Raw genomic sequence first — 22,582 nt, 5'->3', positions numbered from 1 at the left:
ATCAGTTGAAAAAGATGGCGACTGATCCAACGCAATCGCTAGCAGGCTAGCTCCCACAATATTTTGTGGTGCCTGACTAATCGAGTAGCGCCAGGACCTGCGCGGCCTGCGGCAGCTCCAGCTCGCTGAATACCTGAACCCCATGACGCTTGAGCAACGCCGCCGTCACCCCTTCGCCACTGACCTTCACGCCACTGAACGTGCCGTCATACGTCAGCAGATTCCCGCACGACGGACTGTTGGCCTTGAGCACCGCCACCCGAATGTCATGCCTGCGTACCAGCTCCAGCGCCTGCCGCGCACCGTCGAGAAACTGCGCGCTGACATCCTCACCCTCAGTGGTGATCACCGCCGCCGTGCCATCCAGTACATCGCCACCCTGCCCGCCCGGGATCTCCGCCGCCGCCCGTGGCGTTGGCAGTCCGCCTGCGACCTCCGGACACAACGGTACCACTCGCCCCTCGGCAATCCACTGCTCGAGCAGATCAAACGGCCCGCTGGCGCCACCGTCATAACGCACGCGATGGCCCAACAGGCAGCGGCTGACCAGAATCCTGTGCATCTCAGAACGGCTCGTTGCCACGGCGGCGGAACCAACCGGTCAGCGACAGCCGCTCGCGGTTGGCCGGTAGCACTTCATGCGGCACTTCGCCGGAGAGGAACACCACCAGACAGCCGCCGGTAGGCTGCACGTCATGCACGCGGTCTTTCTTCAGATACATGCGCAGTTGACCGCCATCCTCCGGCAGCCAGCCGTCGTTGAGGTAGACCACCACCGAAACCATGCGTTTGTCATCGTCGCGAAAACGGTCGACATGCCGGCGATAAAACGCGCCGGGCGGATACAGCGCGAAGTGGCATTCGAAATCTTCGAGGCCGAGGAACAAGCCACGGTTGAGCGCTTCGCGCAGGCTCTCCATCAGGCTCAGATAGCGATCGCTGGCCTCGGCCTGGCCCGGGTCGATCCATTGGATATGATCGCCGCGAATCCCCTCGCGAATCTCTGAAAACGGTCCGCGCCCGACCGCCGCCGGCGCCAGCTCACCCTCGGCTTCACGTTTGCGGCACTCGGCCGCCAGCTCGCGGGTCAGACCGGCGGGCAGGAAAATGTTCTGCTGCGACCAGCCGTGCTCGGCGAGGTCGTCGACAATGCGTAACAGCAGTGGGTGTTCAGAGGATATTTGCATGGCGCGCATAGTATGCCTGCGGCAACAAATCCGACAGAGCCACGCAGCGGCTTGATACGAATTCTCGACAAGTACCGGCACCGCACGGAGAATAGTCCGCTGCTGACAGGAGTCCCTATGCGCCGTTTGCTTTTTTCACTGTTGATGTTCTGTGTGTTGCCCGCCTGGGCGGACGGCTACGACCAGTTGTACAAGGTCGCCGGCTGGCCAGATCAACGTGCGCATTTCAATGACGCCCTGAGTGCCGCCCAGCAGCGCTATCAGAACAGCCTGCCGCCAGCGGTGTTTCAAGCGCTGGTCAACAACAGCAACCAGCGCTTTGCCCCGCAGGCCGTGGATCAACGCGCCGAAGCGCAACTGCGGCAGAAGCTCGCCGACCCGAAACCGGCGCTGACCTTCTTCCAGTCGCCGCTGGGCAAGAAAATCGTCGCCGCCGAGCTGCTCGCGACCCGCCGCGATCAACTGGCGAAAAACGCCAAGGGCCTGCCGAAAATGCAGGTCAGCGACAACCGCCAACTGATCATCGGCCACCTCGCCCAGGCCTTGCCGGCGCGTGAAGCCGGGGCGGAAGTCAGCCTGGCGATCGCCGGTGTCGCGGCGGACAGTCTGAGCTCGATGATTCCGGGGCTGCTGGGTGGCGGTCAGGCCCAAGGCATGCTCAACGGCCAGCGCCAGCGGTTGATGGACCAGATCGGCGCAGATCTGAACAACACGCTGCTGTACGTCTATCGCGAGCTGTCGGATGAAGAGCTGGAAGAGTTTGCGACCTTTGCCGAGTCGGCAGAGGGCAAGGCCTATTACCAAGCGGCGCTGGCGGCGATTCGCGCGGGGCTTGCGGTCGGCCAATAATCTTCTTCGCCTGACAAACCGCCTTCGCGAGCAGGCTCGCTCCCACATTGGATCTTAGGTGGACACAAAATTGTGAACGACCTCAGTCCCCTGTGGGAGCTTGCCTGCAAGCGAAGGGGCCAGCCCAGCCCACACATTCATCGCCTGACCCACCGTCATCGCGAGCAGGCTGGCTCCCACATTGAAGGTTAGGTGGACACAAAGTGCGAACGACGTCAGTCCCCTGTGGGAGCTTGCCTGCAAGCGATGGGGCCAGCCCAGCCCACACATTCATCGTCTGACCCTCCGTCATCGCGAGCAGGCTCGCTCCCACATTGGATCTTAGGTGGACACAAAATTGTGAACGACCTCAGTCCACTGTGGGAGCTTGCCTGCAAGCGAAGGGGCCAGCCCAGCCCACACATTCATCGCCTGACCCACCGTCATCGCGAGCAGGCTGGCTCCCACATTGGGTCTTAGGTGGACACGAAATTGTGAACGACTCTGCTCCCTGTGGGAGCGAGCCTGCTCGCGAAGAGGCCCTCACAGTCACTAGAGATTCCGGCCCCTGATCCGCTTGCTCAAAAACTCGAAATACTCCTCGCGCATCTCCACCGTTTCATTGGCCAAGTGATGCCGCGCCTCGGCCAGTAGCAGGATCTGCGGCCGGTCGAACTTCCATTTCAACACTTGCAGGTTGTGCTGCCAGTCCACCGTCATGTCCGCCTGCCCTTGAATGATCAGCGGCCGTCGCGGGCTTTTTTTTGCGTGCTCGACGCGAATGATCCAGCGTGACAACGCGCCCACCCATTGTGTCGGCAAGCGCCGCGGCTGCAACGGATCGGCCTGCAGGAACGGCAGGAAATCCGGGTCATTGGAGTTCTCGCTGAAGCGCCGCGCAACGCCGCGAACAAAGGGCCTGAGCAGGTAATAGCTGAGCTGCGACCAGCCCCACGCCCGCGGTCGCACCAGCGGTGCCAGCAGAATCACCTGGCCCTGCGCCGGGCTGCCCTCGCCATGATTGAGCAGATGATCGACCACGATCGCCCCACCGGTGCTTTGCCCGCACAAGTGCCACGGCTGCGGCAGCGCGATCGACTGCGCTTCGGCGAACAACGCCTGGAGCATGTGCTGATATTCCGCGAAATCGCGAATGCTCGCCCGCGGCCCGCTCGACAGGCCATGCCCCGGCAAGTCACAGGCGATCACGGCAAAATCCTGATCCAGCGCCCACTCGATCACATGCCGATAGAGCCCGGTGTGATCGTAGTAACCGTGCAGCAGGAACAACGTTGCCTTGACCTTCTCCGGCCACCAGCAATGGCTGACCAGCTCGTAGCCATCGACTTCGAAACGGCCCATGCCGCGCCAGACATCGCGCTCGGGGAAATCGGTCTGGTAGAAGCGCTGATACGCCTTCGCCTCGTCCGACAACGGCTGCCACTCGGCCAGAGGCTTGAGGCTCGCGCGGATTTGATCGGGGTCGAAAGTGGCAGGCATGCGGCAATTCCAGAACGGTAATCAGACTTTATCGGCCTGCGATATTCATCTGTCGCGGCAAGCATGGCAAGCTAGCCCGCCTCTGAGGAAGCAAATCCATGCGTTCGCCCTACCGCACCGCACTGTTCGCCATCCTGCTCGCGCTGATCTGCGCCGGCGTGCTGTGGGCCGCGTATGACTGGTTTCAGGGCCGTTATCTGCGCGCATTCAGCGAGCACACGGCGGTGTTTTCCGGCGATCCGCTGCGCCTGCCGGATGACCTCGCTGGGCCGGGCAATATCCGCTTGGTGCATTTCTGGGACCCGGCCTGCCCGTGCAACGTCGGCAACCAACAGCACCTGAGCGAGATGGTCGAGCAGTTCGGCACCCGCGGCGTGGAATTTTTTGCAGTGCAGAAACCCGGCAGCCACGGCCAGTTGCCCGCCACCCTCGCCAGCCTGAAAACCATCGTCGTCCTGCCCGGTTCTGAACAGATCCCCGCCAGCCCCGCCGTGGCCATTTGGGACCGCAGCGGCAAACTGGCCTACTTCGGCCCGTACAGCGAAGGCCTGACCTGCAATTCCAGCAACAGTTTTATCGAACCGATCCTGCAAGCGTTGAGTGATGATCGCCCGGTCAATGCGACTCATACGTTGGCGGTCGGTTGCTACTGCCCGTGGTTGAGTGGGGAGTGAGAATTTCGCCACACTCCACAACTAAAGCACTTTAAAACCAAGCTTGCCGTTGGCCGCCCGCCACGCCTTCACTTCTTCAACCACTGCTGTTGGCCCACTTTTTCCTGGCTCCGGATAAAAGATCAGATCCGAGCCGGATGGATGCTCGCTCAAGGCCTTGAACTCTAAAACAGCATCAATATGCCGCTCCTCAGTATCGTAGTCAATATTATAAACCCTTGTAACAAAGCTCAAAAAATCTGACTCCAACATATCACTTACACGCTTATTCAACACGACAATACCCCCAAATCAAAATCCCAACACAAAAAGTGCCCTTACCATTACTCGAGTAGCAAGGGCACTACCAAAAAACTATCCCGGTTTAAATCCTGGCCTACCGCTGGAAGCCCGCCACTCCTTAACTTCTTTAACGACTCCCTCTGGACTATCTTCCCTACCATCGCGAGGATAGTAGATCAAATCCGAACCATCTGGATGCTGAGTTAAACGCTCAAACTCAAAAACAGCTTCTATTTGCTGCTCTTCAGTCGAATACGAAGAATTATAGATTTTTTTAACAAACAACAAAAAATCCTCCTCGGTGTAGTCCTCGAACCCTTTTGCGCCCATATCAATCCCCCTCCGAATGTATCGCGCCGTGCTGTTTAGGAGTAACTACTCGAACGTTATCTACATCCATAACCTCCCCTCCTCTAGATATATAGACGGGATGATGAAGCTCGAACTTCACTTGCCCTCCCACCCTATCAACTTTTCGAACAAACGGAGCTCGGCCATTTTTCATTTCAAAAGCACTACTATTATTAAATTGACTTACTAGCTCAGAATCATCGGCCACCGCCTTCCAAAACGCCTCCCGAAACGCCCGAAAATTCCTGAACTCCCGCCCTCGCAACTGATCGGCAATCTGCGCCGGCACCGGGGCGCCTTCGCCCTGCGATGCGCTCCCGAGCCAGTTGCCCGATACCGCCTGCCCCACACCTGACGCGACGCCCGGATCCTCCCGCCGATCCCGAAACATCGTGTAGTTCGGCGGCAGCCCGGAGTCCTGCGGGAACACCAGGACATAGTCATCGAATCCGGCTTCGAAAATGCCCGGGAACGAATCGAGGCGACCCTCAACCGGGATCACCGTCGCCCCAGTATAGGCAGGCACATCCGGCTGTCCGGCCGGTGAGGTCGTCGAGCTGTTTCCCGGATTGACGATCGGGGTCCACGTCAGTGTGCGTGGCGGAACATCGGTGGTGATCGCGGTGTAGACGTTGCGTTCGGCGTCGTAGGAGGCTGCCACCACCCTGACCGCCGACGGAATATTCCGCCCATCAGTCTTGACGACAAAAACCTCTGACTGCCCGTTCGCTCCGGTCTTTGAACTGACGCGGAAAGGCAGATCAACCGTCCCGCCAGCCGCCGCGATGGCGTGCAGACCTACTGCAAAATCTGGCGCAAGGTCCGACAGCGGCGTGCTGAACGCGTAACGGTCCGGCAACTCCCCGTTGCCCAGTTTCGACGAGTAGACCAACGCTGAAACACCGACGACAGCGCCAGCCCCGACACTCGCTGCAAGACTGCCCAAGCTCGCGATGGCGCTGCGAACGGCAGCTTGCAGACTGGCCGCAGCGGCCTCGGCAACTGCCACGACTCCAGCTGACGTCATGAACAACGGCCCTGTCGCCGAAGGGGCACCTGGCGCGCGGAAGGTATGGGCGTTGCGAATGGCCTCTGCCGCTATGCGCGCTTGTTCCTCGGCAAGGCGCCTTGCCTCTGCTTCAGCGGCAATTCGAGCCTGCTCCCGTATACGTGCCTGCTCCTCGGCAACACGCCTGGCTTCAGCCTGCGCGGCAATACGTGCCTGTTCCTGCAAATGCCGGGCTTCCTGCTCAAGGGCAATGCGTATCTGCTCCTGCAGACGCTCCGCCTCTTGGGCGCGGGCGATCAGACCGGCAAATGCGTCCGCCGCCGCTGCCATATGCCGCGCGCTTTCCGAGTGCAGGAGTGACCCGTGATAGTCCTGCCAGCGCTTGCCCAGTTCGGTCGTGGCCTGCAAATCCACCAGGTTCTTCAGCGCCTCGAGCTCAGGCTTGCTCAACGGGGCGTTGATCGCCGGATTGGCGATTGCATAAGGCCGGACAGCTGCCTGCTCGACAGCACGGATGTTGTGCGCTGCGATTTTATAATTCATGAGTGTTTGAGAGAGGCTACCTCCGGTTGAGCCCGCTGCAGCGGCGATTCTTTCAACCAGAAAACCTGGCAGGAAATGCAGGTGGATATTCGTTTCCAGATTCACCACGGATAGCCTTTCGGCAGAAAGAATCTGCTGGGCGTCCCTGGTGGTTGGAGTCGCGGCCTCAACCTGGCTTCTTCTTGCGGCCAGTTCCGGAAGTTGATTGGCGATAATAGCCATCACCCAGGAAAGGCGCCGGAGCTCCATTGCCGAACGGTATGCCCTATCAATCGCGGCGTAGGCAACGGACACATCCGGATTGGGCGATGCCAGACTGTCGCGTATCTTTTTGAAGGATAAATCCTTCATCAGGAAAAATGGATTATGTCCATACAACGAGTAAGCGGTCTCGGTATGAGCCCGATACTCCAACAACTTCTTATGTATAACCTGAATGGTTACTTCCTGATCGACCTTGACCTTTTGCGCCGGAGAAAGTCCTGCACTGGCTGTTTGTCTGGCCTGCTCCACTTCATTATTTGAAGCCGCCAGAATATTGCTGAATACTCCAGCATACTCAAGATCAGTATATGCCTGAGCATTCTGTTGCTCCTTCATCAAATCATTCCAGATAAAGGGAGTTAACGGATCAAGTTTCCCAGACCCTTGACCCGTCCCTCTATGCGGTCCTTCATTCAAACCCCAACTTCCCGAGAAAAACCCACCCTGCCCCAATCGAGACGGAGCCCTGTCCCGAACCGGTATGGGAGCCAGTTCATATCTGCCCGGCCCGGTCTGCCTGTGAGGTCCAAGATAATTTTCAATATCACTCATACGACTTCTCCATGTCAGTTATTCCATGTATTGAATTCGCTAACTTCGATTTCGCCCTCTGCTTTTTCTCGAGGTCTTTTATAGGCCCGCCCTGTTAAACGCCGCAACAACAAACTTGTAGTGCACTTCCCAAAAACCTGAAGGAAACTTCCTATTCAAGAAATACTGTGTTATGAAATCCCGGTTGCGATCTTCAACTAGATCAGCACCATCAATGCCTTCATATAAATAGAACGACAGGGAGCAGATTTTTCATGAAAAAAGGCCTGACCGTACTTGCGTTGCTGATCGTCATTCCCGCCATCGGGGTCGGCGGTTACCTCTACAGCAAGCAACCAACGCGTCAGGGCCAGGTCGAGCTGCGCGATCTGCAGGGCTCGGTGACCGTGCGCTACGACGAGCGCGGTGTGCCGCACATTCGCGCCGAGAACGAAACCGACCTCTATCGTGCCCTCGGCTATGTACATGCCCAGGATCGACTGTTCCAGATGGAAGCCATGCGTCGTCTCGCCCGCGGCGAGCTGGCCGAGGTGCTCGGGCCGAAACTGCTCGACACCGACAAACTGTTTCGCAGCCTGCGCATTCGTGAGCGCGCCGCCAGTTACGTCGCCAGCCTGGATAAACAGTCGCCGGCGTGGAAGGGCCTGCAAGCCTATCTGGATGGCATCAACCAATATCAGGACAGCCACGCTGCGCCAATCGAGTTCGACGTGCTGGGCATCCCCAAGCGGCCGTTCACTGCCGAAGACAGCATCAGCGTCGCCGGTTACATGGCTTACAGCTTCGCCGCGGCGTTTCGCACCGAGCCGCTGCTGACTTTCGTCCGTGATCAACTCGGCGCCGATTACCTCAACGTGTTCGACCTCGACTGGCAAGGCAAAGGCGTCCTTGCCAACGACCACAGCCACGCCGCGCCCGCCCTCGCCGCCGGTGACTGGAAAGACCTCAACGCCCTCGCCCGCCTCAGTGAGCAGGCGCTGATCGACAACGGCCTGCCGCAGTTCGAAGGCAGCAACGCCTGGGTGATTGCCGGCGGTCGCAGCCAGAGCGGCAAGCCGTTGCTGGCCGGCGATCCGCACATCCGCTTCTCAGTGCCGTCGGTGTGGTACGAGGCGCAGCTGTCGGCACCGGGTTTCGAGCTGTACGGTCATCATCAGGCGCTGGTGCCGTTCGCGTTCCTCGGCCACAACATGGAGTTCGGCTGGAGCCTGACCATGTTCCAGAACGACGATCTGGACCTGATCGCCGAGAAGGTCAACCCGAACAATCCCAACCAGATCTGGTATCGCGGCCAGTGGAGCGACCTGCTGGTCAGCGAGCAGCAGATCAAGGTGAAGGGCCAGGCACCGGTGACCCTGACCCTGCGCCAATCGCCCCACGGCCCGATCGTCAACGATGCACTGGGTGCGGCGGCCGGCAAAACCCCGATCGCCATGTGGTGGGCCTTTCTCGAAACGCCGAACCCGATCCTTGAAGGTTTTTATCAGCTCAACCGCGCCGACACCTTGGCCAAGGCCCGCGCCGCCGCCGCGAAAGTCCAGGCGCCGGGACTGAATCTGGTTTACGCCAATGCCAAGGGCGACATCGCCTGGTGGGCCTCGGCGTTGCTACCGAAGCGGCCCGCCGGGGTCAGGCCGGAATTCATTCTCGATGGCAGCACGAATCAGGCGGACAAGGACGGCTACTACCCGTTCAGCGCCAACCCGCAGGAAGAGAACCCGCCGCGCGGCTATATCGTCTCGGCCAACTTCCAGCCCGTGTCGCCGACCGGCATGCCGATTCCCGGTTACTACAACCTTGCCGATCGCGGCCAGCAGCTCAATCGTCAGCTCAGCGACAAGAACCTGAAGTGGAGCAATGAAGCCAATCAGAAGCTGCAACTGGGCACCGCGACCGGCTACGGCCCGCGTTTGCTCGCACCGCTGCTGCCGGTGTTGCGCCAGATGGTGAGCGATCCGGCGCAACTGAGACTGGTTGAGCAACTGGCGCAGTGGCCCGGCGACTATCCGCTGGATTCGGTCAGTGCGACGCTGTTCAATCAGTTCGTCTATGACCTGGCCGATGCGGCGATGCGCGATGAGTTGGGCAACGAGTTTTTCGACACGCTGCTGTCGACGCGGGTGATCGATGGAGCGTTGCCGAGGCTGGCGGCGAATGCCGATTCGCCGTGGTGGGACAACCGCAGCACGCCCGCGAAAGAGACTCGCGCCGATATCGTCCGCGCGGCATGGCAGGCGAGCCTGCACCATCTGAAGCTGACCCTTGGCGACGATGTGGCGGCGTGGCAATGGGGCGCGGCGCATACCCTGACCCATGGCCATCCATTGGGCCAGCGAAAACCGCTGGATCGTCTGTTCAACGTCGGGCCGTTCCCGGCGCCGGGCAGCCATGAAGTGCCGAACAACCTCTCAGCGAAAATCGGCCCGGCACCGTGGCCCGTTACGTATGGGCCATCAACGCGGCGACTGGTGGATTTCGCCGATCCGGCGCACGGGCTGACGATCAACCCGGTGGGCCAGAGCGGCGTGCCGTTCGACAGTCATTACGACGATCAGGCCGAGGCGTATGTGGAAGGGATCTATGTGCAGGCGCATTTCAGCGAGGAAGAAGTGACGGCGAATACGCGCAGTACCTTGAAGTTGTTGCCGGCGCGAGTACGTTAAAAGCCCCTCACCCTAGCCCTCTCCCAGAGGGAGAGGGGACCGACCGAAGTGTCTGGCGTTATACATCGCCCTGATAGCGCGGTGTCGATTATGGATTCAGCATGAGCCTTTCACGTCGGCGTACTTTTTCAATATCCCCCAATCGACTCCCTCTCCCCCTCGGAGAGGGCTGGGGTGAGGGCTTTCGAGCTCAAGCCCACATCAAACATCCAGCGCAAAATTCATCCGAAACTGCTGCGGCGTCACCCCCAGCCGCCGGTTGAACACGCTGCGCATATGCTGCGCATCGCGAAACCCGCACTGATAGGCCACGGTCTTCAGCGGCGCTGCGGTGCTTTCCAGCATCACCCGCGCCGCATCAACCCGCGCGCGCTCAACGAACTCTGCCGGCGTGACTTTCGCCTCCCGAGCAAACACCCGGGAGAAATTGCGCGCACTCATGTTCGCCGCATTGGCCAGATCGGCAATCGTCAGATCGCCGGTGAGATTGGCCAGCACATACAACTGCACCATCGCTACCGCTGACGTCGGCTCGGCGTGCGGAGTGAGGAACGGGCTGAACTGCGATTGCCCACCGGAACGCTGGGTGAACACCACCAGCCGCTTGGCCACGCTGAGCGCCACTTCGGCGCCGTGATCCCGCGCCAGCAGATACAACGACAGATCGATGCCCGCCGTGACCCCGGCCGAGGTGTAAAGCGCGCCATCCTCGACGTACAAGCGATCAGCCTCGACTTGCGTGGCCGGGCACAACTGCGCCAAGGCCTCGGCATCGTTCCAGTGAGTAGTCACCGTGCGCCCGTCCAGCAACCCCGCCCGCGCCAGCATGAACGCACCATTGCAGATAGAACCAAAGCGCTGCGCTCGCGCGCAGGCCTCACGCAGCCAGCCATCGAATGCGCTGCCGAAATCCATGAACGGCAACTGCGGCCCACCCGCGACCAGCAACAGATCATAGGGCCCAAGCGCTTCGCTGAAATGCCGATGGGCAGTGACGCTCAGCCCGTTGGAACAGGCCATCGCCCCGTGCTCGACGCCGATCACTTCCAGCCGATAGTGATCCTGCGGAGCGAGGAACCGGTTGGCCTCGGCAAACACGTCCATGGGACCGCTGACGTCCAGCGACTGCACGCCGGGAAACACCACAATGGCGACGGTTTTGTTCATGATTCAAACGTCCTCGATACCTGTGACAAACACACAAACCTGTGGGGGCGAGCCTGCTCGCGAAGAGGCCATCACACGCAACCTGGCTGTCGAATGACACACCGCTTTCGCGAGCAGGCTCGCTCCCGCATGGGCCGTGTCTGACTTGGTGATCGCGTCAACCCTAGCCAATCCATACCCAACAAGCGAGGTTGGCACGATTTGCAGGTTGATGGGCAAGGATCGCAGCCACGCTTCGATTGTTCGCCTTTCGCGCAAGGAACAGACTTTCCTCATCAGCGCCATCACGGCGTTTTCGACGAGGAAAGCGTTATGAGCACCACTATCGCCGGCATCAAGATCCCCGACAGCACCCTCGCCCGGGCCACCACCGAGTACATTCGCGACATCGAATCCGACCTGCTCTATCACCACTCGCGCCGGGTGTTTCTGTTCGGCGCGCTGAGCGGCGAGCGCCAGCAACTGGCCTACAACCCGGAGCTGTTGTACGTCGGCGCGATGTTCCACGACCTCGGTCTGGTCGAAGGTCATCGCAGTGATGAAGAACGTTTCGAAGTGGATGGCGCCAATGCCGCCGCAGCGTTTCTCAAGCCTTACGGACTGAGCGACGACGATATCGAACAGGTGTGGTTGTCGATTGCGCTGCACACGACACCGGGCGTGCCGAAACATCTGCGTCCGACCGTGGCGCTGGTCACTGCCGGGGTGGAAATGGATGTGCTGGGCATGGATTACGCGGCGTTCAGCAGCGTGCAGCGAGAGGCGGTGGTGCATGCGCATCCACGCGGTGAAGGCTTCAAGGAATGCATCATCTGCGCGTTTGCCGATGGCTTGCGTCACCGTCCGCAGACAACGTTCGGGAATGTGAAGACCGATGTGCTGAAGGATCAGGAGCCGGGGTTCAAACCGCTGAACTTCGTCGAGGTCATCCGCCGGTCTCCCTGGACTGCATAAATCCCCTGTAGGAGTGAGCCTGCTCGCGATAGCGGTGTGTCAGCCAAGTATTTCGTCACTGACACACCGCTATCGCGAGCAGGCTCACTCCTACAGTTTGAATTGGGTTGGCCTTTGGAAAGGCGCCAACCCGGTATTGCTTACGCCGCTTCCGGACTCGGTGCGCGGCGCGCGTCCGGTTGCTTCCAGGAATCGGCTGCGCTTTCTTCGATGGCTTGCTGGATGGCTTTCTTGCGCGCTTCTTCGGCGCGGCGGCTGAAGAACCAGACGAGGAAGGTCACCAGCGACACCGCCAGCAGAATCAGGCTGGCCACGGCATTGATTTCCGGCTTCACGCCCAGGCGCACCGCCGAGAACACTTCCATCGGCAGGGTCGTCGAACCCGGCCCGGAGACGAAGCTCGCCAGCACCAGATCATCCAGCGACAGGGCGAACGACATCATCCCACCCGCCGCCAGCGACGGCGCGATCATCGGGATGGTGATCAGGAAGAACACCTTCCATGGCCGCGCGCCGAGGTCCATTGCCGCCTCTTCGATGGACAGGTCCAGCTCACGCAAACGCGCCGACACCACCACCGCCACATACGCCGCACAGAACGTGGTGTGGGCGATCCAGATGGTGACGATACCGCGTTCCTGCGGCCAGCCGATCATCTGCGCCATGGCCACGAACAGCAGCAACAGCGACAGACCGGTGATCACTTCGGGCATGACCAGCGGCGCCGTCACCAGGCCGCCGAACAGCGTGCGGCCCTTGAAGTGGGTGATGCGGGTCAGCACGAACGCCGCCAGTGTACCCAGTGCCACCGCCGCCACCGCCGTGTAGCAGGCGATTTCCAGCGAGCGCAGCACCGAGCCCATCAGTTGCGAGTTGTCGAGCAGGCCGACGTACCACTTGACCGACCAGCCGCCCCACACCGTCACCAGTTTCGAGGCGTTGAACGAGTAGATCACCAGGATCAGCATCGGCAGATAGATGAAGATCAGACCCAATACCAGCATCAGGCTGGAGAAACGGAAGCGCTTCATTCTTTACCCTCCATTTCCTTGGCCTGACTGCGGTTGAACAGGATGATCGGCACGATCAGGATCGCCAGCATCACCACCGCCAGCGCGGACGCCACCGGCCAGTCACGGTTGTTGAAGAATTCCTGCCAGAGCACTTTACCGATCATCAGGGTTTCCGGACCGCCGAGCAGTTCCGGGATGACGAACTCACCGACCACCGGAATGAACACCAGCATGCAGCCGGCAATGATGCCGTTCTTGGACAGCGGAATGGTGATTTTCCAGAAGCTGTTGAAGGTGCTCGAACCGAGGTCCGAGGCCGCTTCGAGCAGACTGTTGTCGTGCTTCACCAGGTTGGCGTACAGCGGCAGGATCATGAACGGCAGGTACGAATAGACCACGCCGATGTACACCGCCAGGTTGGTGTTGAGGATCTGCAGCGGCTCGTCGATCAGGCCCATGCTCATCAGGAAGCCGTTGAGCAGGCCGTTGTTGCTGAGAATGCCCATCCACGCATAGACGCGGATCAGGATCGCCGTCCAGGTCGGCATCATGATCAGCAGCACCAGCACCGTTTGCAGTTCTTTGCGCGCACTGGCGATGGCGTAAGCCATCGGATAACCGATCAACAGGCACAGCAGCGTGCTGATGAAGGCCATCTTCAGCGAGCCGAGGTAGGCGGCGATGTAAAGTTCATCGTCACCCAGCAGCGCGTAGTTGCCCAGGTTCAGCAGCAATTGCAGCTTCTGCTCGGCAAACGTGTAGATCTCGGTGTACGGCGGGATCGCCACGTCGGCTTCGGCAAAACTGATCTTCAGGACGATGAAGAACGGCAGCATGAAGAACAGGAACAGCCAGATGAACGGCACGCCAATGACCAGTTGCCGGCCATTGGGGATGATCCGGTTGATGCGGCGTTTGAATTTGCGCATGTTCATGAGCGAAGTACCACGCCGCTGTCATCTTCCCACCACACGTAGACCTGATCGCCCCAGGTCGGACGTGCGCCGCGGCGTTCGGCGTTGGCCACGAACGACTGCACCAGTTTGCCGCTCGGCAACTCGACGTAGAACACCGAGTGACCGCCCAGATAAGCAATGTCGTGGACCTTGCCGCTCGACCAGTTGTACTCGCAGGTCGGCATCTCGGCGGTGACCAGCAGCTTCTCGGGACGAATCGCGTAGGTGACCGACTTGTCCTGCACCGAGGTGCTGATGCCATGGCCGACGTAGATCTGCCGGTCGAGGTCCTTGCAGGTGATGGTCGCGTGGCCCTCGGCATCGTCGATCACTTCGCCTTCGAAGATGTTGACGTTGCCGATGAATTCGCAGACCAGTCGGCTGGTCGGGGTTTCGTAGATGTCGATCGGGCTGCCGATCTGCGCGATCCAGCCCAGGTGCATGATCGCGATGCGCTCGGCCATGGTCATGGCCTCTTCCTGGTCGTGGGTCACCATCACGCAGGTCACGCCGACGCGCTCGATGATTTCCACCAGTTCCAGTTGCATCTGCGAACGCAGCTTCTTGTCCAGAGCGCCCATCGGCTCATCGAGCAGCAGCAGTTTTGGCCGCTTGGCCAGCGAACGCGCCAGTGCCACGCGCTGACGCTGGCCGCCCGACAACTGATGCGGCTTGCGCTTGGCGTACTGGCTCATCTGCACCAGCTTGAGCATCTCGGCCACACGGGCTTCGATCTCGGCCTTGGGAATCTTGTCCTGCTGCAGGCCGAAGGCGATGTTCTGCGCCACGGTCATGTGCGGGAACAAGGCGTACGACTGGAACATCATGTTGATCGGGCGTTCATACGGCGGCATGTCGGTGATGTCGACGCCGTCGAGGAAAATGCGCCCCTCCGTGGGCCGTTCAAACCCTGCGAGCATGCGCAGCAGGGTGGATTTGCCCGATCCCGAACCGCCGAGCAGGGCGAAGATCTCGCCTTTCTTGATTTCCAGGGACACGTCGTCCACGGCAATCGTCTCGTCGAACTTCTTCGTGACCCGGTCGATCTTGACCAGCACCTGTTTCGGTGTCTGGTCGCCCTCGAGGGCTTTCTTGTAGGCGCCGGAGGCAACTGCCATTTACGAAACTCCCAACAGAAGCAGCGGTTCGCCACGCAAGACGAACACTGGATAGTTTGTGCGTTATTTGCCCGACTTGACCTTGGTCCAGCTGCGGGTCATCAAACGCTGAATATTGGCTGGCAACTCGGTCGACACGTAAGTCTTGTCGAGGACTGCTTGCGGTGGGTAGACCGCTTCGTCGGTGCGGATGGATTGTTCCATCAGCTTGTCCGAACCCGGGTTGGGGTTGGCGTAACCGACGTAATCACTGACCTGGGCGATCACCTCAGGTTTCAGCAAATAGTTGATGAAGGCGTGGGCTTCCTTGACGTTGGACGAGTCCTTGGGGATCGCCAGCATGTCGAACCACAGCGCGCCGCCCTCTTTCGGGATCGAGTAGGCGATGTTCACGCCTTTCTTGGCTTCCTCGGCACGGTTCTTCGCCTGGAAGATGTCACCGGAGAAACCGATCGCCACGCAGATATCGCCGTTGGCCAGATCGCCGATGTATTTCGAGGAGTGGAAATAGGTCACGTAAGGACGCACTGCGAGCAGCTTGGCGGTGGCTTTTTCGTAGTCCTTGGTGTTGGTGCTGTTGGCGTTCAGGCCCAGGTAATTGAGCATGGTCGGCATCATTTCATCGGCCGAATCGAGGAACGCCACGCCGCAGCTGTGCAGTTTCTTGATGTTTTCCGGCTCGAACAGCACGGCCCAGGAATCGATCTTGTCGATGCCCAGCACAGCCCTGACCTTGTCGACGTTGTAACCGATGCCGTTGGTGCCCCACAGGTACGGCACGGCATACAGGTTGCCCGGATCGTTCTGCTGCAGACGCTTGAGCAGTACCGGATCCAGGTTGGAATAGTTCGGCAGCTGCGCCTTGTCGAGTTTCTGGAAGGCGCCGGCCTTGATCTGTTTGCCGAGGAAGTGGTTCGACGGCACGACCACGTCGTAACCGGTACGCCCGGCGAGGAGCTTGCCTTCCAGGGTTTCGTTGGAGTCGAAGACGTCGTAGACCGGTTTGATCCCGGTCTCTTTCTCGAAGTCGGCCAGGGTCGATTCGCCGATGTAATCGGACCAGTTATAAATATGCACCGTACCGGCGGCCTGGGCTCCGACAGCGATTGTCAGGCCGGCGGCGACCAGCAGGGCTTTGCGCAAAGAAGAAAATACAGGCAAGTGGAGGTCCTCTAAATTGATTGGGCCCAAGTTGCCCGCGCTGCATGATAGGCATGGCTGCCCGACAACAAAACCGGCGCGCAACTTACCCTCGAAAAACCGATCCAGCAAAACTTTCTGTCATTTAATTATCCGCTGGCCGCCGTCGCGGCGACGACGGCCAGTGGTTGTAGCGACAAACCGGCTTATTTGCCCGATTTGATCTTGGTCCAGCTGCGGGTGATCAGGCGCAGAGTCGCCGCGTCCAGGTCACTGATCGCGTAGAGCTGTTTCTTCACTTCAGCCGACGGGTAGATGCTCGGATCGCTGGTGATGTCCTTGTCCACCAGTGGTGTGGCCGCCTTGTTGCCGTTCGGGAAACGCACGGCGTTGGTGATGCCGGCCATCACTTGCGGCTCGAGCAGGTAGTTCATGAACTTGTAGGCGGCTTCGACGTTTTCGGCATCCTTGGGAATGGCGACCATGTCGTAGAACGTACCGGCGCCTTCTTTTGGAATGGTGTAGGCCAGTTTGACCTTGTCACCGGCTTCCTGGGCGCGGGTCTTGGACTGCTCCAGGTCACCCGAGTAACCGACGGCGACGCAGATGTTGCCGTTGGCCAGGTCCGAGATGTACTTGGAGGAGTGGAAGTAGGCAACCGACGGACGAATCTTCAGGAACAGGTCTTCGGCGGCTTTCAGGTCAGCCTTGTCCTTGCTGTTGGTCGGCTTGCCCAGATAGTGCAACGCCGCCGGAATCATCTCGGTCGGGGCGTCGAGGAAGCTCACGCCGCAGCTTTTGAGTTTCTCGATGTTTTCCGGCTTGAACACCACGTCCCACGAATCGATCTTGTCGATACCCAGCGCAGCCTTGACCTTGGCCGGGTTGTAACCGATGCCGATCGAGCCCCACATGTACGGGAAAGCGTGTTTGTTGCCCTGGTCGCTGGCGTCGCCAACGGCCTTGAGCAGGTCTTCGTCGAGGTTTTTCCAGTTTGGCAGCCTGGACTTGTCCAGCTCCTGGTAAACCCCGGCCTTGATCTGCTTGGCGAGGAAGTTGTTGGAAGGCACCACGATGTCATAACCGGACTTGCCGGCCAGCAGCTTGGCTTCCAGGGTTTCGTTACTGTCGAAGACGTCGTAGACGACTTTGATCCCGGTGGCTTTTTCGAAGTTGGCCACGGTGTCCGGCGCGATGTAATCGGACCAGTTGTAAACGTGCAGTACCTTGTCGTCCGCGTGAACCGCACCCGCCATCATGCCCGCCACGGACAGCGCGAGAAGTGTCTTGCCAGCAAGCTTTTTACCTAATGCCTTCATGCGTCATGCTCCAAATTTTTCTTTTTTGAACCACATTGTTCAGCGGCCGAACCCGGACAACTGGAACCGCGGCTAGTCTGGCAAGATCCGAGGCGGTCTTTCAACAGAAGACCGGCCTTTCTGACAGCTTTGATCGAGCAAGCCGCAACCTGCTCGCTCAAAGCCTAGCACTTAGCCCTGCAGCGCACCGAGGGTCAGGTCCAGACACTTGCGTGCCTTTGTAACCAGCTCGTCGATCTCGGCTTTGCTGATCACCAGCGGCGGCGCGATGATCATCGTGTCTCCCACCGCGCGCATGATCAGGCCATTGTCGAAGCAGAACTGCCGGCAGATCATGCCCACGCCCTTACCTTCGTAACGCTTGCGCGTGGCCTTGTCCTGCACCAGCTCGATCGCCCCCAGCAGACCGACGCCGCGAACTTCACCCACCAACGGATGATCGTTCAGCTCGCGCAGACGTTTCTGCAAATACGGTGCCGTTTCGTTGTGGGCGTTCTCGATAATTTTTTCATCGCGCAGGATGCGGATGTTTTCCAGGCCCACCGCCGCTGCCACCGGATGCCCGGAATAGGTAAAGCCGTGGTTGAAATCGCCGCCTTCGTTGAGCACCGCCACCACACTGTCACGAACGATCAGGCCCCCCATCGGGATGTAGCCGGAGGTCAGGCCTTTGGCGATGGTCATCATGTCGGGTTTGAGGTCGTAGAAATCGCTACCGAACCACTCACCGGTGCGACCGAAGCCGCAGATCACTTCGTCCGCCACAAACAGGATGTCGTATTTGGCGAGGATTTCCTTGATGCGTGGCCAGTAGGTGTCGGGCGGAATGATCACGCCACCGGCGCCCTGGATCGGCTCGGCAATAAAGGCACCGACGTTGTCGACGCCGACTTCGAGAATCTTCTCTTCCAGCTGATTGGCCGCCCAGACGCCGAACTCTTCCGGCGTCATGTCGCCGCCTTCGGCAAACCAGTACGGCTGCGCGATGTGCTCGATGCCCGGGATCGGCAAGTCGCCCTGTTCGTGCATGTAGGTCATGCCGCCGAGGCTCGCGCCGGCCACAGTCGAACCGTGGTAACCGTTCTTGCGGCTGATGATGACTTTCTTGTTCGGCTGACCCTTGATCGCCCAGTAATGGCGAACCATGCGCAGCATGGTGTCGTTGCCTTCGGAGCCGGAACCGGTGAAGAACACATGGTTCATGCCTTCCGGTGCAACGTCGGCAATCGCCTTGGCCAGTTGCAATGCCGGCGGGTGCGCAGTCTGGAAGAACAGGTTGTAGTACGGCAGTTCGCGCATCTGTTTGGCGGCAGCATCGGCCAGTTCATCGCGACCGTAACCGATCGCCACGCACCAGAGCCCGGCCATGCCGTCGAGGATCTTGTTGCCTTCGCTGTCCCACAGGTAAACGCCCTTGGCATTGGTGATGATCCTCGGGCCCTTCTCTTTCAGTTGCTTGAAGTCGCTGAACGGGGCCAGGTGGTGATCACTGCTGAGTGCTTGCCACTCGCGGGTTTGCGGGTTGTTGCTGGTCATGCCAATTCTCCTTGTTATCGGTGAAGGCGCGCCGCCTGAGCGACGCGCCCGGCGTATCAGACGGCGAAGAGCAGGTACTCACGCTCCCAGGAACTGATCACGCGCTTGAAATTTTCATGCTCGGCCCGCTTGACCGCCACGTAGCCTGTGATGAAAGTCTTGCCGAGGTATTTCTCGACGGTCTTGCTGTTTTCCATGCGCTCCAGCGCGTCTTCGATGGTCAGCGGCAGGCGCAGGTTGCGGCGCTCGTAGCCGCGGCCCACCACAGGCGCGCTTGGGTTGAGCCCTTCGACCATGCCGATGTAACCGCAGAGCAGGCTCGCGGCGATCGCCAGATACGGGTTGGCGTCGGCCCCCGGCAGACGGTTTTCCACGCGGCGGTTCTGCGGGCCGGCATCCGGTACGCGCAGGCCGACGGTGCGGTTTTCTTCGCCCCACTCCACGTTCACCGGCGCCGAAGTGTCCGGCAGGAAGCGGCGGAACGAGTTGACGTTGGGGGCGAACAGCGGCAGCAATTCCGGGATCAGTTTCTGCAGGCCACCGATGTGGTGCAGAAACAACTGGCTCATGGTCCCGTCTTCATTGGAGAAGACGTTCTTGCCGGTGTGGATGTCGATGATGCTCTGGTGCAAGTGCATGGCACTGCCCGGCTCGCCGGTCATCGGTTTGGCCATGAACGTCGCAGCCACGTCGTGCTTGAGCGCGGCTTCGCGCATGGTGCGCTTGAACACCAGGATCTGGTCGGCCAGCGACAGTGCGTCACCGTGACGGAAGTTGATTTCCATCTGCGCCGTGCCGTCTTCGTGGATCAGCGTGTCGAGGTCCAGCTCCTGCAATTCGCACCAGTCGTAGACGTCTTCGAACAGCGGATCGAATTCGTTGGCTGCTTCGATGGAGAACGATTGACGACCGATTTCCGGGCGACCGGAACGACCAATCGGCGGCTGCAACGGATAGTCAGGGTCGTCACTGCGCTTGGTCAGGTAGAACTCCATTTCCGGCGCGACGATCGGCTGCCAGCCCTTGTCGGCATACAGCTTGAGGACTTTCTTGAGGACGTTGCGCGGCGACAGCTCGATCGGGTTGCCTTGCTTGTCATAGGTGTCGTGGATCACCTGCGCGGTCGGCTCGATGGCCCACGGCACCAGGTAGACGGCGTTCTGGTCGGGGCGGCAGATCATGTCGATGTCGGCCGGGTCGAGCAGTTCGTAATAGATGTCGTCTTCGACGTAGTCGCCGGTCACGGTCTGCAACAAAACGCTTTCCGGCAGACGCATGCCTTTTTCGGCGATGAACTTGTTGGTCGGGGAGATCTTGCCGCGGGTGATGCCGGTCAAGTCGCCGATCATGCATTCGACTTCTGTGATCTTGCGGTCTTTCAACCAATCGGTGAGCTGGTCGAGGTTGGTACTCATAAATGCCTCTGGGCTGAGTCTCCTGACGCGATGTCAGGCAAGTTTGACGCTTGGGGCGTCGCGTTAAAGGGGGCTTGCTCGCGCAGTGCCGGCTTACGCCTGGCACCGCGCATAGACAATGAACGAGGAGCTTACCTGCCCTTGACGCTGGCGTTGCATTTCCTGTGCACACTCAGGGCGTGCAGAATCGTGAGCACGGCTGGGGAAGCGGCGCAGGTTGTGACGATGAAAGCGATCTATATTGAAAGGAGACGCCATAAACAGGATGCTGTTGTCTGCGTCCAGAATATCGGACGCTGCCGTTTGGGTGGTTGCTGCGCCGAGCAGCGACGGCAAGCTGCGAGCCTCATTGGCCGCGCTACGGACGGATGGATCGCCACTGATGTGATAAGCATGCAGACCGGACTGTTGCGAGCAGTCGGTGACGCCGATTAACGGCAGGCGAGACATGAAGCACCCCGGTATTATTGCTGTTATGGGTTTGACCGGAGCTTAGCCTTGTTCATTTTTTTACACAACACTCCCGTAAAAAATACAACACGGCCTGCTCAAGCCTGCGGGTGCCCGACACATGCAGGACGCAAAAACGCCCCGAAATGCCCCATAAATGCCCCAACGGCGCTTTTTTAGGGCAAAAAAGGCCTCGCTTGACTTCGGCAGGCTGTTCGGGTTGACTGAAACCAGAAAAGATCAATGATTGATATTTTTAACAACAAAGGTGTTGCATCATGTCGGTACCCCCGCGTGCCGTTCAGCTTAACGAAGCGAACGCGTTCCTTAAGGAACATCCTGAGGTTCTGTACGTTGACCTTCTGATTGCGGATATGAATGGTGTGGTGCGCGGCAAGCGCATCGAACGCACCAGCCTCCACAAGGTTTACGAGAAAGGCATCAACCTGCCGGCCTCTCTATTTGCTCTGGATATCAATGGTTCGACGGTGGAAAGCACCGGCCTGGGCCTGGACATCGGCGACGCCGATCGTATCTGCTATCCGATCCCCGATACCCTGTGCAACGAGCCATGGCAGAAGCGCCCGACCGCGCAACTGCTGATGACCATGCACGAACTCGAAGGCGACCCCTTCTTCGCCGACCCGCGTGAAGTGCTGCGCCAGGTGGTGACCAAGTTCGACGAACTGGGCCTGACCATCTGCGCCGCCTTCGAACTCGAGTTCTACCTGATCGACCAGGAAAACGTGAACGGCCGTCCACAGCCGCCACGCTCGCCGATCTCCGGCAAACGTCCGCACTCGACGCAGGTCTACCTGATCGACGACCTCGACGAATACGTCGACTGCCTCCAGGACATTCTGGAAGGTGCCAAAGAGCAAGGCATCCCGGCCGATGCGATCGTCAAGGAAAGTGCCCCGGCGCAGTTCGAAGTGAACCTGCACCACGTCGCCGACCCGATCAAGGCGTGCGACTACGCGGTACTGCTCAAGCGGCTGATCAAGAACATCGCCTACGACCATGAAATGGACACCACTTTCATGGCCAAGCCGTACCCAGGCCAGGCAGGCAATGGTCTGCACGTGCACATTTCGATTCTGGACAAGGCCGGCAAGAATATTTTTGCCAGCGAGGATCCCGAGCAGAACGCCGCGCTGCGTCACGCGATCGGCGGTGTGCTCGAGACCCTGCCCGCGCAGATGGCGTTCCTCTGCCCGAACGTCAACTCGTACCGTCGTTTCGGCGCGCAGTTCTACGTACCGAACTCGCCGTGCTGGGGTCTGGACAACCGCACCGTGGCGATTCGCGTACCGACCGGCTCTGCCGACGCCGTACGTATCGAACACCGCGTCGCCGGTGCCGACGCCAACCCGTACCTGCTGATGGCTTCGGTGCTGGCCGGTGTGCATCACGGTCTGGTCAACAAGATCGAGCCGGGCGCGCCTGTCGAAGGCAACAGCTACGAGCAGAACGAGCAAAGCCTGCCGAACAACTTGCGCGATGCCCTGCGCGAGCTGGACGACAGCGAGGTGATGGCCAAGTACATCGATCCGAAATACATCGATATCTTCGTCGCCTGCAAGGAAAGCGAGCTGGAGGAGTTCGAACACTCCATCTCCGACCTTGAGTACAACTGGTATCTGCATACCGTTTAAGCGGTT

20 protein-coding genes are annotated in these 22,582 nt (G+C 59.8%); 5 read left to right on the top strand and 15 right to left on the bottom strand.

Features of this window, described 5'->3' with window-relative positions; genetic code table 11:
- Positions 1-76: 76 nt before the first annotated feature.
- Positions 77-562: a DUF523 domain-containing protein gene (locus J3P75_RS01830; RefSeq protein ID WP_434709128.1), complete on the bottom strand. Its 486-nt coding sequence runs from the start codon at positions 560-562 to the stop codon at positions 77-79.
- Between the two features lies 1 nt (position 563).
- Positions 564-1,196, bottom strand: coding sequence for a 2OG-Fe(II) oxygenase (locus tag J3P75_RS01825; RefSeq protein ID WP_434709127.1), 633 nt, complete (start codon positions 1,194-1,196; stop codon positions 564-566).
- A 108-nt stretch (positions 1,197-1,304) separates the two neighbouring features.
- Here J3P75_RS01825 and J3P75_RS01820 point away from each other — a divergent pair, with 108 nt between their 5' ends.
- Complete coding sequence (locus J3P75_RS01820) at positions 1,305-2,036, top strand: DUF2059 domain-containing protein (RefSeq protein ID WP_434709126.1); 732 nt, start codon at positions 1,305-1,307, stop codon at positions 2,034-2,036.
- Between the two features lie 531 nt (positions 2,037-2,567).
- Here the strand turns inward: J3P75_RS01820 and J3P75_RS01815 are convergent.
- Positions 2,568-3,515, bottom strand: a complete 948-nt coding sequence (locus J3P75_RS01815; RefSeq protein WP_434709125.1) for an alpha/beta hydrolase — start codon at positions 3,513-3,515, stop codon at positions 2,568-2,570.
- Between the two features lie 98 nt (positions 3,516-3,613).
- On the opposite strand from J3P75_RS01815, the gene J3P75_RS01810 reads away from it, so the two are divergent.
- Positions 3,614-4,189 (top strand): DUF6436 domain-containing protein, encoded by a 576-nt coding sequence (locus J3P75_RS01810; protein WP_434709124.1) that lies wholly within the window; start codon positions 3,614-3,616, stop codon positions 4,187-4,189.
- Between the two features lie 21 nt (positions 4,190-4,210).
- Here the strand turns inward: J3P75_RS01810 and J3P75_RS01805 are convergent, their stop codons facing one another.
- The 3 genes from J3P75_RS01805 to J3P75_RS01795 form a co-directional block, all read right to left on the bottom strand.
- A complete protein-coding gene (locus J3P75_RS01805) occupies positions 4,211-4,465 on the bottom strand; it encodes a bacteriocin immunity protein (protein WP_434709123.1) in 255 nt (84 codons plus the stop codon).
- 78 nt (positions 4,466-4,543) lie between these two features.
- The gene (locus J3P75_RS01800; protein ID WP_434709122.1) at positions 4,544-4,801 is read right to left on the bottom strand and encodes a bacteriocin immunity protein; all 258 of its coding nucleotides are present in this window, start codon (positions 4,799-4,801) and stop codon (positions 4,544-4,546) included.
- A 1-nt stretch (position 4,802) separates the two neighbouring features.
- A complete protein-coding gene (locus tag J3P75_RS01795) occupies positions 4,803-6,974 on the bottom strand; it encodes an S-type pyocin domain-containing protein (RefSeq protein ID WP_434709121.1) in 2,172 nt (723 codons plus the stop codon).
- A gap of 470 nt (positions 6,975-7,444) precedes the next feature.
- Between J3P75_RS01795 and J3P75_RS01790 the strand changes: the two genes are divergently transcribed.
- A complete protein-coding gene (locus tag J3P75_RS01790; protein ID WP_434709120.1) occupies positions 7,445-9,853 on the top strand; it encodes a penicillin acylase family protein in 2,409 nt (802 codons plus the stop codon).
- A gap of 201 nt (positions 9,854-10,054) precedes the next feature.
- Here the strand turns inward: J3P75_RS01790 and J3P75_RS01785 are convergent, their stop codons facing one another.
- Positions 10,055-11,020 carry a GlxA family transcriptional regulator gene (locus J3P75_RS01785; RefSeq protein WP_434709118.1) on the bottom strand — a complete coding sequence of 322 codons (966 nt, stop codon included), beginning with the start codon at positions 11,018-11,020 and terminating at the stop codon, positions 10,055-10,057.
- Between the two features lie 312 nt (positions 11,021-11,332).
- Between J3P75_RS01785 and J3P75_RS01780 the strand changes: the two genes are divergently transcribed.
- The gene (locus J3P75_RS01780) at positions 11,333-11,974 is read left to right on the top strand and encodes an HD domain-containing protein (protein WP_434709117.1); all 642 of its coding nucleotides are present in this window, start codon (positions 11,333-11,335) and stop codon (positions 11,972-11,974) included.
- 140 nt (positions 11,975-12,114) lie between these two features.
- Here J3P75_RS01780 and J3P75_RS01775 read toward each other — a convergent pair whose 3' ends face one another.
- From J3P75_RS01775 to J3P75_RS01740, 8 genes are all read right to left on the bottom strand, one after another.
- Positions 12,115-13,005: an ABC transporter permease subunit gene (locus J3P75_RS01775; RefSeq protein WP_090287284.1), complete on the bottom strand. Its 891-nt coding sequence runs from the start codon at positions 13,003-13,005 to the stop codon at positions 12,115-12,117.
- Positions 13,002-13,883 (bottom strand): ABC transporter permease subunit, encoded by an 882-nt coding sequence (locus J3P75_RS01770; protein ID WP_172833310.1) that lies wholly within the window; start codon positions 13,881-13,883, stop codon positions 13,002-13,004. Before J3P75_RS01770 ends, J3P75_RS01775 begins: the two co-directional genes overlap by 4 nt.
- A 35-nt stretch (positions 13,884-13,918) precedes the next feature.
- Positions 13,919-15,061: an ABC transporter ATP-binding protein gene (locus tag J3P75_RS01765; RefSeq protein WP_090287288.1), complete on the bottom strand. Its 1,143-nt coding sequence runs from the start codon at positions 15,059-15,061 to the stop codon at positions 13,919-13,921.
- A gap of 63 nt (positions 15,062-15,124) precedes the next feature.
- A complete protein-coding gene (locus J3P75_RS01760) occupies positions 15,125-16,222 on the bottom strand; it encodes a polyamine ABC transporter substrate-binding protein (RefSeq protein ID WP_434709116.1) in 1,098 nt (365 codons plus the stop codon).
- A gap of 185 nt (positions 16,223-16,407) precedes the next feature.
- On the bottom strand, positions 16,408-17,520 hold the full coding sequence (locus J3P75_RS01755; RefSeq protein WP_332764371.1) for a polyamine ABC transporter substrate-binding protein: 1,113 nt from the start codon (positions 17,518-17,520) through the stop codon (positions 16,408-16,410).
- A gap of 171 nt (positions 17,521-17,691) precedes the next feature.
- Positions 17,692-19,056, bottom strand: a complete 1,365-nt coding sequence (locus tag J3P75_RS01750) for an aspartate aminotransferase family protein (RefSeq protein WP_434594537.1) — start codon at positions 19,054-19,056, stop codon at positions 17,692-17,694.
- Between the two features lie 56 nt (positions 19,057-19,112).
- Positions 19,113-20,471 (bottom strand): glutamine synthetase family protein, encoded by a 1,359-nt coding sequence (locus J3P75_RS01745; protein WP_203419909.1) that lies wholly within the window; start codon positions 20,469-20,471, stop codon positions 19,113-19,115.
- A gap of 93 nt (positions 20,472-20,564) precedes the next feature.
- A complete protein-coding gene (locus J3P75_RS01740; protein ID WP_434709114.1) occupies positions 20,565-20,921 on the bottom strand; it encodes a gamma-glutamyl-gamma-aminobutyrate hydrolase family protein in 357 nt (118 codons plus the stop codon).
- Positions 20,922-21,199: 278 nt separating this feature from the next.
- On the opposite strand from J3P75_RS01740, the gene J3P75_RS01735 reads away from it, so the two are divergent.
- Entirely contained in the window at positions 21,200-22,576 is a 1,377-nt protein-coding gene (locus tag J3P75_RS01735; RefSeq protein WP_016772657.1) for a glutamine synthetase family protein, read from the top strand.
- Positions 22,577-22,582 lie beyond the last annotated feature (6 nt).

The organism is Pseudomonas sp. R1-1, from assembly GCF_051132135.1.
Lineage (GTDB): Bacteria > Pseudomonadota > Gammaproteobacteria > Pseudomonadales > Pseudomonadaceae > Aquipseudomonas.
The sequence above is the reverse complement of the archived record's forward strand: the minus strand, read 5'-3'. Positions and strand labels throughout refer to the sequence as shown.

Bases quoted from the DNA above. Each gene is read 5' to 3' on its own strand.
- J3P75_RS01820 (WP_434709126.1), top strand. From the start codon at position 1,305: ATGCGCCGTTTGCTTTTTTCACTGTTGATGTTCTGTGTGTTGCCCGCC.
- J3P75_RS01795 (WP_434709121.1), bottom strand. From the start codon at position 6,974: ATGAAGGAGCAACAGAATGCTCAGGCATATACTGATCTTGAGTATGCT.
- J3P75_RS01765 (WP_090287288.1), bottom strand. From the start codon at position 15,061: ATGGCAGTTGCCTCCGGCGCCTACAAGAAAGCCCTCGAGGGCGACCAG.
- J3P75_RS01810 (WP_434709124.1), top strand. From the start codon at position 3,614: ATGCGTTCGCCCTACCGCACCGCACTGTTCGCCATCCTGCTCGCGCTG.
- J3P75_RS01775 (WP_090287284.1), bottom strand. From the start codon at position 13,005: ATGAAGCGCTTCCGTTTCTCCAGCCTGATGCTGGTATTGGGTCTGATC.
- J3P75_RS01755 (WP_332764371.1), bottom strand. From the start codon at position 17,520: ATGAAGGCATTAGGTAAAAAGCTTGCTGGCAAGACACTTCTCGCGCTG.
- J3P75_RS01800 (WP_434709122.1), bottom strand. From the start codon at position 4,801: ATGGGCGCAAAAGGGTTCGAGGACTACACCGAGGAGGATTTTTTGTTG.
- J3P75_RS01830 (WP_434709128.1), bottom strand. From the start codon at position 562: ATGCACAGGATTCTGGTCAGCCGCTGCCTGTTGGGCCATCGCGTGCGT.
- J3P75_RS01735 (WP_016772657.1), top strand. From the start codon at position 21,200: ATGTCGGTACCCCCGCGTGCCGTTCAGCTTAACGAAGCGAACGCGTTC.
- J3P75_RS01745 (WP_203419909.1), bottom strand. From the start codon at position 20,471: ATGAGTACCAACCTCGACCAGCTCACCGATTGGTTGAAAGACCGCAAG.
- J3P75_RS01825 (WP_434709127.1), bottom strand. From the start codon at position 1,196: ATGCGCGCCATGCAAATATCCTCTGAACACCCACTGCTGTTACGCATT.
- J3P75_RS01750 (WP_434594537.1), bottom strand. From the start codon at position 19,056: ATGACCAGCAACAACCCGCAAACCCGCGAGTGGCAAGCACTCAGCAGT.
- J3P75_RS01785 (WP_434709118.1), bottom strand. From the start codon at position 11,020: ATGAACAAAACCGTCGCCATTGTGGTGTTTCCCGGCGTGCAGTCGCTG.
- J3P75_RS01790 (WP_434709120.1), top strand. From the start codon at position 7,445: ATGAAAAAAGGCCTGACCGTACTTGCGTTGCTGATCGTCATTCCCGCC.
- J3P75_RS01815 (WP_434709125.1), bottom strand. From the start codon at position 3,515: ATGCCTGCCACTTTCGACCCCGATCAAATCCGCGCGAGCCTCAAGCCT.
- J3P75_RS01740 (WP_434709114.1), bottom strand. From the start codon at position 20,921: ATGTCTCGCCTGCCGTTAATCGGCGTCACCGACTGCTCGCAACAGTCC.
- J3P75_RS01780 (WP_434709117.1), top strand. From the start codon at position 11,333: ATGAGCACCACTATCGCCGGCATCAAGATCCCCGACAGCACCCTCGCC.